Source organism: Acinetobacter sp. BMW17 (genome assembly GCF_001592855.1).
GTDB classification, from domain to species: Bacteria; Pseudomonadota; Gammaproteobacteria; order Pseudomonadales; family Moraxellaceae; genus Acinetobacter; species Acinetobacter johnsonii.
This window is the reverse complement of record NZ_LSOD01000019.1, coordinates 4976-22058: the sequence shown is the minus strand read 5'-3', so window position 1 is coordinate 22058 and position 17083 is coordinate 4976. Positions and strand designations below refer to the sequence as shown.

The 17083-nt window shown below is 41.6% G+C and carries 14 protein-coding genes; 7 read left to right on the top strand and 7 right to left on the bottom strand.

What is annotated here, in order from left to right; translation table 11 throughout:
* Positions 1-349: 349 nt before the first annotated feature.
* Entirely contained in the window at positions 350-523 is a 174-nt protein-coding gene (locus tag AXW61_RS17595) for a hypothetical protein (RefSeq protein WP_004696738.1), read from the bottom strand.
* A gap of 283 nt (positions 524-806) precedes the next feature.
* On the bottom strand, positions 807-2060 hold the full coding sequence (gene icd, locus AXW61_RS04670) for an NADP-dependent isocitrate dehydrogenase (RefSeq protein ID WP_062032804.1): 1254 nt from the start codon (positions 2058-2060) through the stop codon (positions 807-809).
* 197 nt (positions 2061-2257) lie between these two features.
* On the opposite strand from icd, the gene AXW61_RS04665 reads away from it, so the two are divergent.
* Complete coding sequence (locus AXW61_RS04665; protein WP_062032802.1) at positions 2258-3046, top strand: pseudouridine synthase; 789 nt, start codon at positions 2258-2260, stop codon at positions 3044-3046.
* 40 nt (positions 3047-3086) lie between these two features.
* Here AXW61_RS04665 and AXW61_RS17130 read toward each other — a convergent pair whose 3' ends face one another.
* On the bottom strand, positions 3087-4109 hold the full coding sequence (locus AXW61_RS17130; RefSeq protein ID WP_081408265.1) for a DUF2971 domain-containing protein: 1023 nt from the start codon (positions 4107-4109) through the stop codon (positions 3087-3089).
* A 126-nt stretch (positions 4110-4235) separates the two neighbouring features.
* Entirely contained in the window at positions 4236-6467 is a 2232-nt protein-coding gene (locus AXW61_RS04655) for an NADP-dependent isocitrate dehydrogenase (RefSeq protein ID WP_004696733.1), read from the bottom strand.
* A 513-nt stretch (positions 6468-6980) separates the two neighbouring features.
* Here AXW61_RS04655 and uraH point away from each other — a divergent pair.
* Entirely contained in the window at positions 6981-7379 is a 399-nt protein-coding gene (uraH, locus tag AXW61_RS04650; protein ID WP_058951816.1) for a hydroxyisourate hydrolase, read from the top strand.
* Between the two features lie 83 nt (positions 7380-7462).
* Here uraH and AXW61_RS04645 read toward each other — a convergent pair whose 3' ends face one another.
* The gene (locus AXW61_RS04645; RefSeq protein WP_062032801.1) at positions 7463-9166 is read right to left on the bottom strand and encodes a M61 family metallopeptidase; all 1704 of its coding nucleotides are present in this window, start codon (positions 9164-9166) and stop codon (positions 7463-7465) included.
* A gap of 179 nt (positions 9167-9345) precedes the next feature.
* Between AXW61_RS04645 and AXW61_RS04640 the strand changes: the two genes are divergently transcribed.
* From AXW61_RS04640 to slyD, 3 genes are all read left to right on the top strand, one after another.
* Positions 9346-10656 (top strand): D-alanyl-D-alanine carboxypeptidase PBP6B, encoded by a 1311-nt coding sequence (locus AXW61_RS04640; RefSeq protein ID WP_062032799.1) that lies wholly within the window; start codon positions 9346-9348, stop codon positions 10654-10656.
* A 125-nt stretch (positions 10657-10781) separates the two neighbouring features.
* Complete coding sequence (locus AXW61_RS04635) at positions 10782-12083, top strand: NAD(P)/FAD-dependent oxidoreductase (protein WP_062032798.1); 1302 nt, start codon at positions 10782-10784, stop codon at positions 12081-12083.
* 139 nt (positions 12084-12222) lie between these two features.
* Entirely contained in the window at positions 12223-12705 is a 483-nt protein-coding gene (gene slyD, locus AXW61_RS04630; RefSeq protein WP_004696728.1) for a peptidylprolyl isomerase, read from the top strand.
* 67 nt (positions 12706-12772) lie between these two features.
* Here slyD and AXW61_RS04625 read toward each other — a convergent pair whose 3' ends face one another.
* Together AXW61_RS04625 and AXW61_RS04620 are read right to left on the bottom strand one after the other, a co-directional pair.
* Positions 12773-13051, bottom strand: coding sequence for an acylphosphatase (locus AXW61_RS04625; RefSeq protein ID WP_062032796.1), 279 nt, complete (start codon positions 13049-13051; stop codon positions 12773-12775).
* Entirely contained in the window at positions 13048-14517 is a 1470-nt protein-coding gene (locus AXW61_RS04620) for a bifunctional ADP-dependent NAD(P)H-hydrate dehydratase/NAD(P)H-hydrate epimerase (protein WP_062032793.1), read from the bottom strand. The genes AXW61_RS04625 and AXW61_RS04620 overlap by 4 nt, the downstream gene beginning before the upstream one ends.
* A 22-nt stretch (positions 14518-14539) precedes the next feature.
* Here AXW61_RS04620 and queG point away from each other — a divergent pair, with 22 nt between their 5' ends.
* Positions 14540-15634 (top strand): tRNA epoxyqueuosine(34) reductase QueG, encoded by a 1095-nt coding sequence (gene queG / locus AXW61_RS04615; RefSeq protein ID WP_062032974.1) that lies wholly within the window; start codon positions 14540-14542, stop codon positions 15632-15634.
* 301 nt (positions 15635-15935) lie between these two features.
* Complete coding sequence (bioB, locus tag AXW61_RS04610) at positions 15936-16925, top strand: biotin synthase BioB (RefSeq protein WP_004981788.1); 990 nt, start codon at positions 15936-15938, stop codon at positions 16923-16925.
* Positions 16926-17083 lie beyond the last annotated feature (158 nt).

The following is a 17083-nucleotide window of genomic DNA, read 5'->3' as shown; positions in this document are numbered from 1 at the left end:
GATTGAGGTTCAATCTAATTGCTGGGATCTATAATTTGGAACTGAGTAAAAAATGATTTATGAAAGAGGTCTATTGAAAGATATCTTATATATGTAACGGCAAAGCCCTCATATAAAATGAGGGCTTTGCTTCGAATAAACCACGTAAAACTACTTACGCTTCTTCAGTTTTTTCTCTAAGGCTTTCAGCTTAGACTGATGCTTAGAGATCTTTTTTAAACGTGCTTTGATCTTCTGTTTTAATGTTTTCACAACATTATTCGACATAGGGTCCTCCTTTGGTTCAACTCCCTTTGATCGATTCTTCCTTGAAATGCCTTTAACATTCGTTCATGAAATAGCAATACGCCTAGCGTTGTTGCTGATCTGGGTTCGGTTGGTTTTGATTCGGCTGTTTTTGCTGACCTTGATTTGGTTTGGGTTGTTGTTGCTGTTGTTGCTGGTCTGGTTGTTCTTGTGGTTGATTTGGTTGTTGTTGACGTTGCTGCTGATTGTTCTGCTGTTGATTTTGTTGATTAGCCACGAGACTACTCCTTTATCATCTGCCGTAACATTCGACAAAGACCACCATACATCACTTAGCTAAAAACCCAAGCTATAAGCTGTATCAAAGTACTTCATTGTAATTACATATATAAATTATGGTTAAGAATCAACTCTCCTTTTTATTTGACCTTACCTATACTCACTGAAAGCACGAATCCTTTAACCTAGTTTTACATTGAAAATATATTTCCAGGCCTATTTTCAACACAACAAAAGAAAACCCACAGCATGTGCGGGTTTCTACCGATTCAGCTTAAAGCTTATTCCATATTCGCAATAATAGCCTCACCAAACTCTGAACAACGCAATAAGGTTGCATTCGGCATTAATCGCTCAAAATCATAAGTGACTGTTTTCGCCTCAATTGCCCCTGAAATCCCTTTAATGATCAAATCTGCCGCCTCTACCCAGCCCATGTCCCGTAGCATCATTTCAGCAGAAAGAATAATGGAGCCTGGGTTGACTTTATCTTGACCTGCATATTTTGGCGCTGTTCCGTGCGTGGCTTCATAAACAGAAATCGCCCCACCAATATTCGCACCAGGCGCGATACCAATCCCTCCGACTTCAGCAGCCAGTGCATCAGAAATATAGTCGCCATTCAGGTTTAAAGTCGCAATCACTGAATAGTCCGCAGGACGCATTAAAATCTGCTGCAAGAATGCATCGGCAATCACATCTTTAATAATAATGTCTTTACCATTTTTTGGGTTTTTAATTTTTACCCATGGCCCGCCATCAATGAGCTCACCACCGAAGCGGTCCATCGCAAGTTCATAGCCCCACTCTTTAAACGCCCCTTCTGTATATTTCATGATGTTGCCTTTGTGAACCAAGGTCACACTCGGCTTATCATTATCAATCGCAAATTGAATCGCTTTACGCACAAGACGCTGCGTTCCCTCTTTCGATACGGGCTTAATCCCAATACCACAGTTATCTTCAAATCGGATTTTAGTCACGCCCATTTCTTCTTTGAGAAACTTAATCACTTTCTTCGCTTCAGGAGAGTCGGCTTTCCACTCGATTCCTGCATAAATATCTTCTGAGTTTTCACGGAAAATGACCATATCGGTCAGTTCAGGATGCTGAACAGGTGATGGTACCCCTTCAAACCAACGTACAGGACGTACACAGACGTACAAATCTAATTCTTGGCGTAGCGCCACGTTCAAAGAACGAATGCCCCCGCCGACGGGTGTGGTTAAGGGGCCTTTAATTGAAACTACAAACTCGCGTAGCGCATCAAAAGTTTCTTCTGGCATATAAGAGCCATAAATTTTATTGGCTTTTTCACCGCAGTAGACTTCCATCCACTCAATCGAGCGTTTACCACCATATGCTTTTTGTACTGCAGCATTCACTACAGTTTTCATGGCTGGTGTAATGTCGACACCAATACCATCGCCTTCAATAAAAGGAATAATCGGTTGATTTGGAACATTTAATGATAAATCTGCGTTTACGGTAATTTTACTACCATCCGCAGGAACGATGATCTTCTGATAACCCATTTTGCAGGTGCTCCCTTTTATTATAATTGGTAATTTTAAAAAATAATTGCCGATAGACAATACTTTCCACTCTTCTTATCGCATAATAGCTTAATCGAATTCCGCTGTTTTTGAGATTTATACGAGAAATAACTACATTTCTCTATTAAATAAATCTTGATATTTCTTATTTTATGTAATTACAGAAGTTATTGACTATGAAAATCGTCATCCTGAATAAGCCCTATGACGTCCTCTCCCAGTTCCGTAAAGATGAAGCACATATGACGATGTCTGACTTTGTCAGCGACTCTACTTTGCGCTTGGCTGGTCGTTTGGATATGGACTCTGAAGGCTTGGTATTTTTAACCGATCATGGTGGTTTGAACCAATACATCACCAACCCTGCCAATAAAAAATTTAAAACGTATTTGGTTCAGGTCGACGGTGATGTCACTGAAGAAGCCCTTGAGCAGTTGCGTAAAGGTGTGGAACTGAAAGATGGTATGACTTTGCCTGCTGAAGCATCTAAAGTTGAACAACCTGAGTGGTTATGGGAGCGTGATCCTCCTGTACGTTTCCGTGCGTCTGTGCCGACTTCTTGGGTCGAAATTTCAATTTGTGAAGGCCGTAACCGTCAAGTACGTCGCATGACTGCTGCTGTAGGTTTTCCTACTTTACGTTTAATCCGTACTAAAATTGGTGCAATTGATTTGGTTCAAATGGGTTTACAACCAGGTGAATCCAAAGAAATCGAACCACTTTTATACCCTGACTTTCAAAACATTCCTGCGGAAGAACCTTACCGTTCGCGCTCTTATGTGAAAAAACCGGGTGGTACAGGTGGTAAGCCTATGGTTCGTAAGAACAAAGATGGTTCTGTGAAAAAGTCAGGTACAAAGCGTATTTGGCAAATGGATGATAGTGAGAAACCAAAGCGTAAAACCAATGGTACTACTCGTCCAAATACAAAAGCGCCACGCGGTCGCGGACGTAATGGTCGTTAAAAATTAAGTATTTTAAAGCCCACGAAAGTGGGCTTTATTTTTATGATGATTTTAATTCTTTATAAAGATTATCAATTTCGTCTAAAGTAAAATTTTTCTTTATTGATAACATTTCTTCTTCCGATTTATAAAATTGAGCATAAATAATGGGCTCATTTTTACTTCTTGGATCATTAACAGAAATAGCTATGCCAGCTAACTTATAAAAATACGGGTCTCTACAAATTATTTCAGCGACTTTATCAAAATAACTTGGGTCTATATTCCAACCATAACCATTGTAGTCAATACATGACTTGTCTAAAAATTTTACATCCGCTTTATATTTCTCAGCATCCTTATATAAATCTTCAACTTGAAAATAGTCAAACTCATAGGAATTTGGCATTAATACCATTTGATAATATTTAATATTTCGTCCTTTCAAAACTTCCATGACTTGTTCTTGACTCACTTGAGATAAATTATCATGCAGGTCTTGCTGTGTTTTCGGCATTCTTAAACCAAAATAAATTGCTTTTACTGCCCGAAAGTCATATTCAACTTTACCAAAATAATCCATGATTATTCTTATTTCATCTTCATGCTGCCATCTTTTTGATTTTGTTCCAGATGTAAGCTGTAAAATTTTAATGACATCACTCTGAACACCAATCAAGTCATCTAATGTAATTTGAGGAATATTATGCTCATATAAAACATCAAAAGAGCCTGCAATTTTGGTCAACTCACCTAATTTCTCTAAATCATATTCAATACAGAAACCTGTATGGGAGTTTGCATAATATGCCCAAAGGAGCTCATCTATAACTGTTTTACTTAGAGAATAAATACCCACATTTTCTTGTATTTGTGTAAATAAAGTAAAAAAACTTTCAGAAAGCATTTTTGTAGGAACAGAACTCATGCTAACTAACTGTGCTAAAGTTTGTTCAATACCTGCTACATCAAATAAATTTTCACACGGATCGTTAAGTTTAGATGGATGCGGAGCATAAAAATAATCTTGTTTTAACGACTCTAAATCACGTTGTGAGCCATATCTATATTTATAAACTTTCATCTACTTTTTCTTCTTTAAATCCATGCTCAGTGTGTTTTACATTAATTATATATTTATTAAAAAAAGCCGACGCATAAGCATCGGCTTTTTTCACTTCATCGGTAAATTTACCGATTTAGTTTTGACTTAGATCGCTTCAAGTGCAGCATTCAAAGTCTCGCTTGGACGCATTACAGCGTTTACTTTAGCTGTATCTACAGCATAGTAACCACCGATGTCAGCAGCTTGGCCTTGAACTTGAGCAAGTTCAGCAATGATTTTGTCTTCGTTTTCAGCAAGTGCTTTCGCAAGTGGAGCAAACTTCGCTTTCAACTCAGCATCTTCATCTTGCGCAGTAAGCGCTTCAGCCCAGAACTTCGCTAAGTAGAAGTGGCTGCCACGGTTATCTAACTCGCCAGTACGACGTGATGGAGACTTGTCGTTATCAAGTAATTTGCCAGTCGCTTGGTCTAAAGTCTTCGCAAGAAGTTTCGCCTGAGCGTTATCTTCTTTAATGCCTAGCTCTTCTAAAGAAACCGCTAACGCCAAGAACTCACCTAAAGAATCCCAACGTAAGTGGTTTTCTTCAACAAGCTGTTGTACGTGTTTAGGTGCTGAACCACCCGCACCAGTTTCGTACATACCACCGCCCGCCATTAACGGAACGATAGACAACATTTTCGCTGAAGTACCAAGTTCCATAATTGGGAACAAGTCAGTCAGGTAGTCACGTAGGATGTTACCCGTTACAGAAATCGTATCTAGGCCACGCGCTACACGTTCAAGTGTATAACGCATTGCACGTACTTGAGACATGATCTGAATGTCTAAACCAGCAGTGTCGTGGTCTTTCAAGTATTTTTGTACTTTCTTGATCACTTCATTTTCGTGCGGGCGGTATGGGTCTAACCAGAAGATTGCTGGCATACCCGAGTTACGAGCACGGTTTACTGCAAGTTTTACCCAATCTTGAATCGGTGCATCTTTCACCTGACACATACGCCAGATGTCGCCTTCCTCAACATTTTGAGTCATTAACACTTCGCCAGTTTCTAGGTCAGTGATGTTTGCAACACCCGCTTCAGACATTTCAAAAGTCTTGTCGTGTGAACCATATTCTTCAGCTTTTTGCGCCATCAAACCAACGTTAGGCACAGTACCCATCGTACGTGGATCGAAGTTACCATTCCACTTACAGAAATTGATCATTTCTTGGTAGATACGCGCAAAAGTTGACTCAGGCATTACTGCTTTACAGTCATAAGGTTTGCCGTCAGCACCCCACATTTTACCGCCACCACGAATCATTGCAGGCATTGAAGCATCTACAATTACGTCGTTTGGTGAATGGAAGTTTGTGATACCTTTGGCAGAATCAACCATTGCAAGTGCAGGACGGTGTTCTTGGCAAGCATGTAAGTCTTCGATGATTTCTTCACGTAAAGATGTCGGTAAAGTTGCGATCTTCTCGTAAAGACCAGCCATACCGTTGTTTACATTAATGCCTAACTCATCGAACAATTTACCGTGTTTTTCAAAAGCATCTTTGTAGTAAATTTTCACACAGTGACCGAAAACGATCGGGTGTGAAACTTTCATCATGGTTGCTTTAACGTGTAAAGAGAACAAAATACCCGCTTCTTTACAATCATCAAGTTCTTTTTCATAGAAATCGCAAAGCGCTTTCTTGCTCATGAACATTGAGTCGATGATTTCGCCGTCTTGAAGTGCAACTTTTGACTTCAGAACAATCGTTTCACCAGACTTGGTGATGAGTTCCATTTTCACATTACGTGCACGGTCTAAAGTCATCGACTTTTCACCGTGGTAGAAGTCGCCTTCATCCATGTGAGAAACGTGAGTTTGAGACCATTGCTTCCACTCGCTCATAGAGTGCGGGTGTTTTTTCGCATAGTTTTTCACTGCAGCTGGTGCACGACGGTCAGAGTTACCTTCACGCAATACAGGGTTTACAGCTGAACCAAGACATTTGCCATAGCGTGCTTTAAGCGCTTTTTCGTCTTCAGTGGTTGGGTTTTCAGGATAGTCAGGAATCGCGTAGCCTTTTGATTGAAGCTCTTTGATACATGCTGTTAACTGAGCAACAGAGGCACTAATATTCGGGAGTTTGATGATATTAGTATCTGGATCTTGGGTAAGACGACCTAGTTCTGCAAGATTGTCTGGGACTTTTTGCTCTTCTTTTAGGTATTCAGAGAATTCTGCGAGAACACGTGCGGCAACAGAGATATCAGTTTTAACGATCTCTACACCAGCAGGTTTAGTAAAGGTCTCAATGATCGGCAGTAGCGAATAAGTCGCTAGCAATGGCGCCTCGTCGGTCAGTGTGTAAATGATGGTTGACTTTCCACCAGCCATATATAGCCCCTTGCGTTAGATTGAGTTTTTTAGGGTGATGAGCTTCTGGCTCAACCCCTGCGAACCGATGTGCTTGAATAAAACCCTGAAAGTATCGTCCCTCAGGGCTTTCCAGTCAACGTAATATCCAGTGATAACGACATTTCGCCAGAAAATACCACTACAGCCTTCGTTTTTCAAAATCACGTCTTTCCACAAGGCTTTAGCTTTCGCTTACTAAATAAACAAATTTTTTAGCGAAATGTGTTATTTACCTCATTTAAACCACAACATTAGATACTTTTCACATAATACAATCTTCAAATCATTTTACAGTCTTGTAGTCCTATATGCGTAAGCATGACTTTTCTCACCGCTTAATTTAAATCGGCAGAGCCATTCAACATGCCGCAGCTTAAATATTGATAAATAAACCATGTACTCGTACTCCTCCATTTTTACATTTTTAAACCTATGATTTTTATATGGTTGGTTAAACTGAATCTTTTTTCTGCAACGGTAAGGGTCAATTCAATGCTAAAAATGCTGCTTCCGCTCATTGGACTTGGTTTTTCTTCTTGGTGTTTTGCTCAAAATCCATTGAGCGTCCATGTGCTGAATTTGGAAAATGGTCTCCCTTCTGCCAATGTCAAAGTGACACTTGAAGCCCAACAAAATGATAAATGGACAGAAATCAGCTCAAGTACGACCGATGACCAAGGTCGAATCAATGATTTATATCCCAAAGATACGGCCTTACAAAAAGGTGTATACAAAGTTACCTTTAAAACAGGTGATTGGTTTCGCCAAAAAAATCAGCGCTCATTCTTTCCTGAAGTGCCCGTGGTGTTTGTAATTGATGGCTCATTAGATCATTACCATATCCCTCTGTTAATTAGCCCATATGGCTATTCAACTTATCGTGGTAGTTAATGCTCACAAATAAGCGCATATAAAAAACCGATGCCTAAGCATCGGTTTTTATCTCAACAGAATCAAATAAAGAGGTTTGGGGACTAAGCCTTGAACCACTTCTCTGCTTTCGCTTGATCTTCGACTTTCAATTCCACTTCAGTCAGCTCTGAGCCAGCAGCTTTTACGTCAAAGCTCATCAACTCATCACGGCGGAATGCCAATATGCTATACGAGCCTTCTTGTTTGGCATACTTTTCTACCAGTTTCATCGTTGCTTTGAGACCATCAATCGCAATGATCACATCATGGGCAGAAAGGCCAGCTTGAGCCGCAGCACCATCACGACGTGCGCTTTGTAGCAAGACGCCTTCTGGCTTATCTACAAGCTTTAAACCTAGCGGTAATGACTTGTCATTTTTCAGGCTATAACTTAAACCAAACTCAGGGAAAAGTTGATCCAGCGGCAACTCATCTGTGGTGTTAATTAAGTGATTGATTTGCTCAATCCAGTTGTCACCTGTCAGTTCATTACACAACTCAACAATTGTACGCTCATGTACTTGTATACCCTTTTGCGCGTTCTCATAAAGTTTACGCATAAGCGCGTCCAAGCTTGAACCACGTAAGCGTAAACCTAAGTCTAAGCATAGTGCAACCAAACAGCCTTTGTTGTAATAGCTGGTGCCTGCATTGTTCGAGTTTTCATCCTGACGGTAAAATTTCACCCATGCATCGAAGCTAGACTCAGACACAGACTGAACAAAACGACCCGGATTTTGCAAATAGCGATCAATCTGAGTTTTGAGTAGTTTGATATATGAGGCTTGGGAAATCACACCACTACGCAGCAAAATCAGGTCATCATAATAAGACGTGAAACCTTCAAAAATCCAAAGCAAAGAGGTATAGCCTTCTTTGTTGAGATCATAATTGACAAAGTTTTCAGGACGAATGAATTTGACCAACCATGAGTGGAAGTATTCATGACTACATAAACCTAAGAAACGTTGATAGTCTTCAGACGGCTCTTCAGGCTCATTGGCTTTTGGTAAGTCTTCACGTGGACTAATCAAGCTGGTTGAATTTGGATGCTCCAAACCACCATAACTATTTGCTGTCGCCATCGTCATAAAGGTGTAGTTTGAAAATGGTGCTGAGCCGAACATTGAAATTTCTGTTGCACAGATTTTTTCAATGTCTTGCTGCATACGTGCAGCATTCATGGCATGTTTACCTGACACCACAAACTCGTGTGGAATGCCCTTGGCTTCAAAACTAAAACGAGTCTGCTCTGCCAACTCAAATGGTGCATCAATCAGCTCGGCATAGTTTTTGGCTTTTAAGGTAAAGCGACCTTTAACGAGGCTTTTTGAAGCCATACCAGTAGCCAATTGGAAGTGTTTTAGCTCATCAGGAAGGAACAATTCAACTTCAACTGCTTTGTCCTCTTGACCCTCCAAACCTAAGCAAGCACATGCAGGGTTTACATATAAACGGGTTTGATCTACATACGCACCGCGCACCGATAGATCATAGGCATAGACATCATACTCAACCGTAATCAGTTCATGGTCGGTATTAAAAAGACGCCATTTATTCTTTTCAAATTTTTGAATTTCTAACAAACGCCCTTCTTCATCATAAGCACGAACCGACTCTATATGCTTTGAGAACTCGCGAATGAGGTAACTACCCGGAATCCAAGTCGGCAATGAAAGTACCTGTGTTGGGTCTGCTACAAAACGTAAAGTCACGTGTATAAGGTGCTGACGATAATCGTCAAATTCGATCTGATAATGCAACATAATGGGCGATACAAAATAAAATGAAATGAGTTATAACTTAGCTTAGCATTATTTACGCCAGTTTTGCGTCACAGTCACATTTGTCTGCATTTTTGACTGGTCATTGAGGAAAAAAAGGCATAGCATTTGCAGCTGTTTTAGGTTTAAAAGTCACGGAATGGCTTGGTTAGGGAATTTCATTGAAAGCTGTCATCTACTTCATCGCTACACTCTTCGCCTTATGTTCAAGTTTTACTCAAGCGGCATTGCTCAATATTGTTCCTGAAACAGTTGAAGCTCAAGCTTGGACAGTTTTTGACAGCCAATCGGGGCAAGTCATTGCAGAGCATAATAGTCATGTTCAACGTGCACCCGCTTCGCTCACCAAAATGATGGTGGCTTATATTGCACTCAAAGAAATCAATGCAGGGAAGCTCAATAAGAGCGAAATTCTTACCGCAACACCTGTGGTCAGTACGGTGATGTGGGATGAATCCCAAATGTACTTAAAACAAGGTGAACAGATTTCTGTGGATCAGCTTCTAGCTGGTTTAGTGGTCATGTCTGCAAACGATGCAGCAGTGACTTTAGCGGAACGCATCTCGGGTGATATTCCAAACTTTGTTGCACGAATGAACCAAGAAGCCAAAGCACTAGGAATGACTGAAACTCATTTTCAAAACCCTGCGGGTATCACCATGCCAGAGCACTATTCAACCGCACATGATTTAGCGCTATTAGGCCAAGCCTTGGTGAATGAAACGCCAGACTATTTATACTATTCAAAACAGCAAAGTTTTAGCTACAACCAACGCTTTCACCGTGCAACCAATATTCTGTTAAAACAAGACCCGACAGTAGATGGCTTAAAAACAGGTTATACCAAAGCAGCGGGATACAATTTAGCACTGACAGCAAACCGCCCGACCATGAATCCAGACAATCCAAACCGTCGTTTGGTGGTGATTGTATTGGGTACAGAAAGTGCTGCAAAACGCGCTGAAGTTGCACACAACCTCATGAATTTGTCTTATACCTATACTCGTAACGAAGTTGCACTGAAAGATAAGCAAATTATCGCAGAACTGCCTGTAGTTAAATCGACATTGAAAATGTTCAAAGTGGAAAGTAAGCAACCGAAAATTGTGACCACATCATTGTACGATCAACCATATGCCATTGACTTACATGCCTTTGACCAGACCAACCAACGCATTATGCTCAATACAGGCAATGGCACTATACAACGCATTGATCCATTAGAGTCCACAAAAACGCATTTCAATATTGAAGTGTTGCAAAACAAGCTGACCGCTCCGCTGGCTGAAGTGATGCAACTGGCGAAAGTGCAGGTCTATCAAAACAATCAGCTCATTCAAACGTTCACCATTGAAGAAGATGTACAAATTGAAGAAGCCAATATTTTCCAGCGTCTAATGTTTTGGTTCAAAGGCTTGTTTCCATTTTTATCAAGCGATGAACCTAAAGTAAAAACCTATACACTCGGTTAAGTTCGAGCAGTATCCCGAGTTTTATACTTTATGTAAGTTGTAAGACAATCTAATTATCAATAAATCAAGAAGATGGCATATTCAATGTCATCTTCTTTTTTTTAATAATAAATAGGTTGCTTCATATGGCTGTACAAACAGAACAAGTGCCACACCATATTGTTATTATTGGCGGTGGTGCTGGTGGTCTAGAGTTAGCAACGCAACTCGGTGACAGCTTCGCAAAATCCAAGTGGGTTAAAATCACCCTCGTCGATCAAAACCTCACCCACATCTGGAAACCCTTACTCCACGAAATTGCGGCAGGTACACTCAACCCAAGTGTTGAAGAAATTAATTATTTTGCACATGCTTCTAAGCATCATTATGAGTTTGTTTTGGGTCGTTTTGTCGGCTTAGATCAAGAAGATAAACAAGTAAAACTTGAAGCACGCCAATATGCCAAACAAAGCACGGAAACTACGCAATTTGAACTCCACTACGACACCTTAGTCCTAGCCGTCGGTTCGACCTCTAACGACTTTTCAACCGAAGGCGCTAAACATTACTGCCATTTCCTCGACAGTCGCCAGCAAGCTGAAATTTTCCAGCAAGACCTTCTACATTTGTATTTAGATGCACAAAACCGTCCCGAAACACGCGCACTCAATATTGCGATTATTGGTGCAGGTGCCACAGGAGTCGAGCTTGCAGCCGAATTGGTCCATGCGAAAAGTACCTTTTTTAAATACGGTCTCAATAAAATTGACCCAAACAAAGTCAAAGTGACCTTGATTGAGGCAGCGGATCGCATTCTTCCCGCCCTATCCACCAAAATGGCAAATCACACACATACCCAATTGGAAAAGCTTGGCATTGAAGTCCTCACCCATCACCGTGTTGCCAAGTTAGATAAAGACCATGTCTATTTTGCCGACGGCACACAAATCGATGCCGATCTAAAAGTTTGGGCGGCAGGCATCAAAGCACCTTTCGTTTTAAATGCGCTTGAAGGCTTTGAAAAAGATGCGATTGGACGTCTTAAAGTCTATGCGACTTTGCAAACCCGTTCCGACCCCAACATTTTTGCCTTTGGTGATTGCGCTCACTGCCAGCCCGCAGCCGATGAACCAGTCCTTGGCCCACGCGCTCAAGTGGCCAGTCAACAAGCGGCCTTTTTGCTTCGAGCCCTCAAAGCGCGCATTCGTGGTCAGTCTTTGCCGATGTTTAAATTTTCTGACAAAGGCTCTTTGGTTTCCCTTAGTCAATATAAAGCTGTCGGCGAACTACTGGGCCAAGTCAATGTGCAAGGCGTGCTGGCAAAAACCATGTATGTTTCTTTATATCGACTCCATCAGGCCACCTTACATGGCTATACCCAAGCTGGGCTGATGACCGCAAAAGACCTGATGAATAAAAAAGTCGGTCCGAAAATAAAATTGCATTGAAATCTAAAAATGCGTCCCCACTAATAAAAAAACGCCATAAGAACGTGGAAAATGCAGTTTTTTTGCTAAATTTAGTCTACAAAAGCTGCTTTTCACTTTATGATATACCCCTTAAATTCTAAATGAATGGACGAAAAACATGACTGCTATCGCAAATGATCACGTGGTTTCTTTCAACTACAAATTGACTAACGCTGAAGGCGAAACGCTAGACCAATCACAAGGTGAACCACTTGCATATTTGCACGGCGCAGGTAACATCATCCCAGGTTTAGAAAATGCATTGCTAGGCAAAACTGTAGGTGAAAAATTCACTGTTACTGTTCCTGCTGCTGAAGGTTATGGCGAATACAACCCTGAACTCGTTCAAGAAGTTCCAGCGCAAATGTTCCAAGGCGTAGACAACATCCAAGCGGGGATGCAGTTCCAAGCTCAAACTGATGATGGCGTTCAAATCGTAACTGTAAAAGCAGTTGAAGGCGAAAACGTAATCGTTGATGCGAACTTCCCACTTGCTGGTCAAGACTTAACTTTCGAAGTTGAAATCGTAGAAATCCGCGATGCAACTGAAGAAGAATTACAGCACGGCCATGCGCACGGTGCTGGTGGTCACCACCACTAAGATTTAACATCTTAGAAAAAAGGGCGAAAGTTAAACTTTCGCCCTTTTTTTATTTTTGCATACTTGATCATTCACGACGTATTTGAAAATCTGTAAATGTTTGCTGTTCTGAAGCCAGTTCTACGATGACCACATCCGTGACTATCGCATGAGTTGGCCCGACTTTAGCACGATTTACCAGTTCGGCAACCATACCATCATCACCCAAAAGCAACGCTTCAACTGCACCTGAAGCCAGATTCTGTACATACCCCTTTAAACCTAAAGCAACAGCATATTGTGCAAACCAACGTCGATATCCAACACCCTGAACTTTTCCCGATATGGTCAGTTTTATTGCTTTCATACTGTATGCTCTCGGTTCACGACTGTATAAATAGCCTGACTCATTTGCTGTGCTTGTAAACCACGTTCACCCTGCTGAGCCAAAAGGTCACCTGCTTGGGCATGTAAGGTCACAATTTGATGTAACGCAATGTCATCTTGCAACTGTGCTTTTAAACTGGCAATCATGCCTGCCAATACATCACCCATTCCACCTGTTCCCATCCCTGGATTACCTACGGTACAAATCCAAAGTTGCGTATCTAAAATCAAGCTTCCCGAACCCTTAAGCACCCATTGTCCTGCATATTTTTCTTGTAAGGCATAAATAGCTGCAATACGGTCGGACTCCACCACTGAGGTACTGATACCGAGCAAAGTCGCGGCCTCCCCAGGATGCGGTGTTGCGTACACCTGCTCACCGAGTTTTACTGGCTTTTCAGCCAAAAACCATAAAGCATCCGCATCCAACACCACCTGTAAAGCACTGGTCTGAATGAGTGGAAACCATGCATCAAACTGCTGCTGAGCCCACGAGTCTCTTCCCAAGCCCATACCAAAACTAACTGCATCCACATGAGCCACCAATGCTTCACGCTCTTGGAGCGACATTTGGTTAATATCACGCAGCATAATATTGGGTGCACGGGCTAGAATTGCAGTATGGTGTTTTGCATCACATACCACGGTCACCTTGCCTGCACCCGCATGAAAGGCAGCTTCTGCAGCTAACATCACCGCACCGCCCATCTGTGCATGTCCCCCAATCACCATTACGTGTCCGTAACTTCCTTTATGCCCAAAGGCTTGACGCGGTACAAGCTGCACATGCTGTGGAGCAAGTGAAGCTAAAGGTTTTAAAGCACTGTCTACAGGAAGTAGCGAAATAAGCGTGACCTCTCCTGAAAATGCTTTACCCTGTCCAGTAAATAAACCTACCTTTAGGCCGAGAGCCGTAAAAGTATAATCGGCGACAACTGCACAAGGTAAAGCTTGCCCCGTGTTGGCCTGTAAACCACTCGGAATATCAACGGCAATTTTTAAGCCTGTTTGTCTATTGATCTGTCGAATAACCGCTTGCCAGTCTGAACTGAGTTCACGGTTTAACCCAATGCCAAACAAAGCATCAATATAGGCATCATATGAATGTTGAAAAGCAAAACCGGTATGAATCATTATCCCCTGTTGCACAGCTGCTGCATGTGCTTGTTGCAGTGAAGTAGACTTTCCCAAAGCTGCTGCATAAATTTCAACGTCATAACCTTGCGCGGCTAGATACGATGCAATCAAGTAACCATCACCTGCATTGTTGCCTTGACCACAACACACCGCAACGCTTTTGACTTGCTGCTGTTTAAGCCTAGGCAGCATCTGTTCAGTTGTTGCCCATGCGACTTGTTGCATCAATCCATAAGCACTATTTTGCTGCGCGAACCAACGCCCTTCCCATGCTTGAATCTCGCTGCTGTGGTACACTTGCTGATGCATGATTTTTCCTTTGTTCTTGGTTATGACAACATCCACATCTTCCTCAAAAATCCCTGTAGATCAATATGATCCAGAGCAGCTTAAGGCTTGGATTAAAGCTGAATCACTGGCTTTAGGATTTTCTGATTGTGTCATCGCCAAACCAGATGCTCAAGTTGAATTGCCGCGTTTTAAAAAATATTTAGAACTTGGTTATCATGGTGACATGCATTTTCTTGCTGAAAACTTAGAAAAACGCGCAGATCCAACACTGCTTGTTCCGGGCACCAAAAGCATTATTTGTGTGCGTATGGATTATTTGGTTGCCGTTCCTGAACCACGTCTTGTGCCTTTTGCACCAAATAGCGCCATCATTGCGCGTTATGCACGCGGACGTGACTATCACAAAGTCATGCGTGGGCGTTTAAAGACCCTTTCTCAGAAAATCAAAGCCAAAGTTGGCGATTTTGAATCTCGCCCATTTGCAGACTCAGCACCCATTTTTGAAAAATCATTGGCTGAAAATGCAGGTATGGGCTGGGTCGGTAAACACACCTTACTCATTCATAAAACATCAGGCTCATTTTTTGTTTTGGGTGAGCTGTTTACCTCTTTAGAGCTACCTTTTGACCAACCCACCACCAAACACTGTGGTTCATGTAGCGCGTGTATTGATATTTGCCCGACCCAAGCCATTGTTGAGCCTTATTTATTAGATGCGCGTAAATGCATTGCCTATTTAACTATTGAGTTTCAAGGCATTATTCCTGAAGAACTACGCCGCGGTATTGGTAACCGTGTGTTTGGTTGCGATGACTGCCAGCTCATTTGCCCGTGGAATAGCTTTGCCAAAACTACACCGATTGATGATTTTAACCCGCGTCATGGTTTGGATGACATTCAACTAATTGACCTTTGGCAATGGGATGAAAACACCTTTATGGCAAATACAGAAGGGAGTCCCCTACGTCGTACAGGCTACCAAAGCTTTATGCGTAACGTCGCGATTGGTCTAGGTAATGCACCTTTCTCAGATGAAATATTGCAGCAATTACAAGCTTCTCGCACAGAGCTTAACGATATTGTGCAAGTCCATATTGACTGGGCCATCCAAGAGCAACTGATGAAAAAGCACTAATACTTGCTTCAAACAGACTCAATCAATAAAAGTTCAATCAAACAGCCATTTGCTTGCATAATTTTATTTATTTTATCTATTTAGCTGCATTTTCAGTGTAACTCAAAATCCAAATAAATAGAATTTTGCAGCCAAATTTCCGAAAAAATGCTCAACTTTGCAACTATTTTTACAATCTCATAAAAAGATAAAATTAAAAACATAATCGGGAGATACTATTAAAACTGAGCAATAATGCCTTTTAAGTTGGCACGTTAAATGTATGATGTATACAAGTTAGAATTAAAAATGGATCGCCATTATGAACCTACGCAATGATTGGACGCGTGAAGAAATCGAAGCTTTGTATGATCAGCCTTTTCTTGATCTCGTCTTTCAAGCGCAGACCGTACATCGCCAACATTTCCAAGCCAACACCATTCAAGTCAGTACTTTACTGTCGATTAAAACAGGTAAATGTCCTGAAGACTGTAAGTACTGTTCTCAGTCAGCACGTTATGACTCAAAACTTGAAGCCGAAAAGCGAATTGCTGTAGACAAAGTTATTTCAGAAGCCAAAGAAGCTTTAGCCTCAGGCTCATCTCGTTTTTGTATGGGCGCAGCTTGGCGTAACCCACATGAACGTGACATGCCTTATGTACTAGAAATGGTTAAAGAGGTGAAAGCACTTGGTTTAGAGACTTGCATGACTTTAGGGATGCTGAATGAGTCTCAAGCTGGACGTTTAAAAGATGCAGGTTTAGATTATTACAACCATAACCTCGACACGTCACGTGAGTACTATTCACATATTATTAGTACACGTACCTTTGACGATCGTTTAAATACCTTAGAATATGTCCGTCAAGCAGGCATGAAAGTGTGTAGCGGTGGTATTGTTGGTCTAGGTGAAAAGAAAGAAGACCGTATTGGTTTATTGCAAGAGCTTGCAACGATGCCAATTCACCCAGAATCTGTGCCAATCAACATGTTGGTTCCAATTGAAGGCACACCACTGGCAGATGTTGAAAAACTCGATGTGACGGAATGGATTCGTACCATTGCTGTTGCGCGCATTATCATGCCGCACAGCTATATCCGCCTATCTGCAGGTCGTGAAGCACTTTCTGACTCAGACCAAGCACTTGCATTTATGGCGGGTGCAAACTCATTGTTCTCGGGTGAGAAACTATTGACCACACCAAATGCAGGCGAAGGTAAAGACCGTCAACTGTTCACCAAATTAGGTTTAGTGGCAGAAAAGCCAAAACCAACGGTGGCAGACCTTAGCCTAGATGCCATGGCAAGCTAATTCCCAAGATTTGCTAAACACAAAAAAGCCCCTTATTCAGTATGGGGCTTTTTTAATGTCTATCTTGTCCCGTCCTGAAATAAGTTTACACCTTTAAGAGGCTTATTTTATGGAACATGAACGAGAACAAAGAGTTAAGCGTACACAAGGTGATTATA

Excerpts from the sequence above, each read along its gene's own strand:
- icd (WP_062032804.1), bottom strand. The coding sequence starts at position 2,060 with ATGGGTTATCAGAAGATCATCGTTCCTGCGGATGGTAGTAAAATTACC.
- AXW61_RS04665 (WP_062032802.1), top strand. The coding sequence starts at position 2,258 with ATGAAAATCGTCATCCTGAATAAGCCCTATGACGTCCTCTCCCAGTTC.
- AXW61_RS17130 (WP_081408265.1), bottom strand. The coding sequence starts at position 4,109 with ATGAAAGTTTATAAATATAGATATGGCTCACAACGTGATTTAGAGTCG.
- AXW61_RS04655 (WP_004696733.1), bottom strand. The coding sequence starts at position 6,467 with ATGGCTGGTGGAAAGTCAACCATCATTTACACACTGACCGACGAGGCG.
- uraH (WP_058951816.1), top strand. The coding sequence starts at position 6,981 with ATGCTAAAAATGCTGCTTCCGCTCATTGGACTTGGTTTTTCTTCTTGG.
- AXW61_RS04645 (WP_062032801.1), bottom strand. The coding sequence starts at position 9,166 with ATGTTGCATTATCAGATCGAATTTGACGATTATCGTCAGCACCTTATA.
- AXW61_RS04635 (WP_062032798.1), top strand. The coding sequence starts at position 10,782 with ATGGCTGTACAAACAGAACAAGTGCCACACCATATTGTTATTATTGGC.
- slyD (WP_004696728.1), top strand. The coding sequence starts at position 12,223 with ATGACTGCTATCGCAAATGATCACGTGGTTTCTTTCAACTACAAATTG.
- AXW61_RS04625 (WP_062032796.1), bottom strand. The coding sequence starts at position 13,051 with ATGAAAGCAATAAAACTGACCATATCGGGAAAAGTTCAGGGTGTTGGA.
- AXW61_RS04620 (WP_062032793.1), bottom strand. The coding sequence starts at position 14,517 with ATGCATCAGCAAGTGTACCACAGCAGCGAGATTCAAGCATGGGAAGGG.
- queG (WP_062032974.1), top strand. The coding sequence starts at position 14,540 with ATGACAACATCCACATCTTCCTCAAAAATCCCTGTAGATCAATATGAT.
- bioB (WP_004981788.1), top strand. The coding sequence starts at position 15,936 with ATGAACCTACGCAATGATTGGACGCGTGAAGAAATCGAAGCTTTGTAT.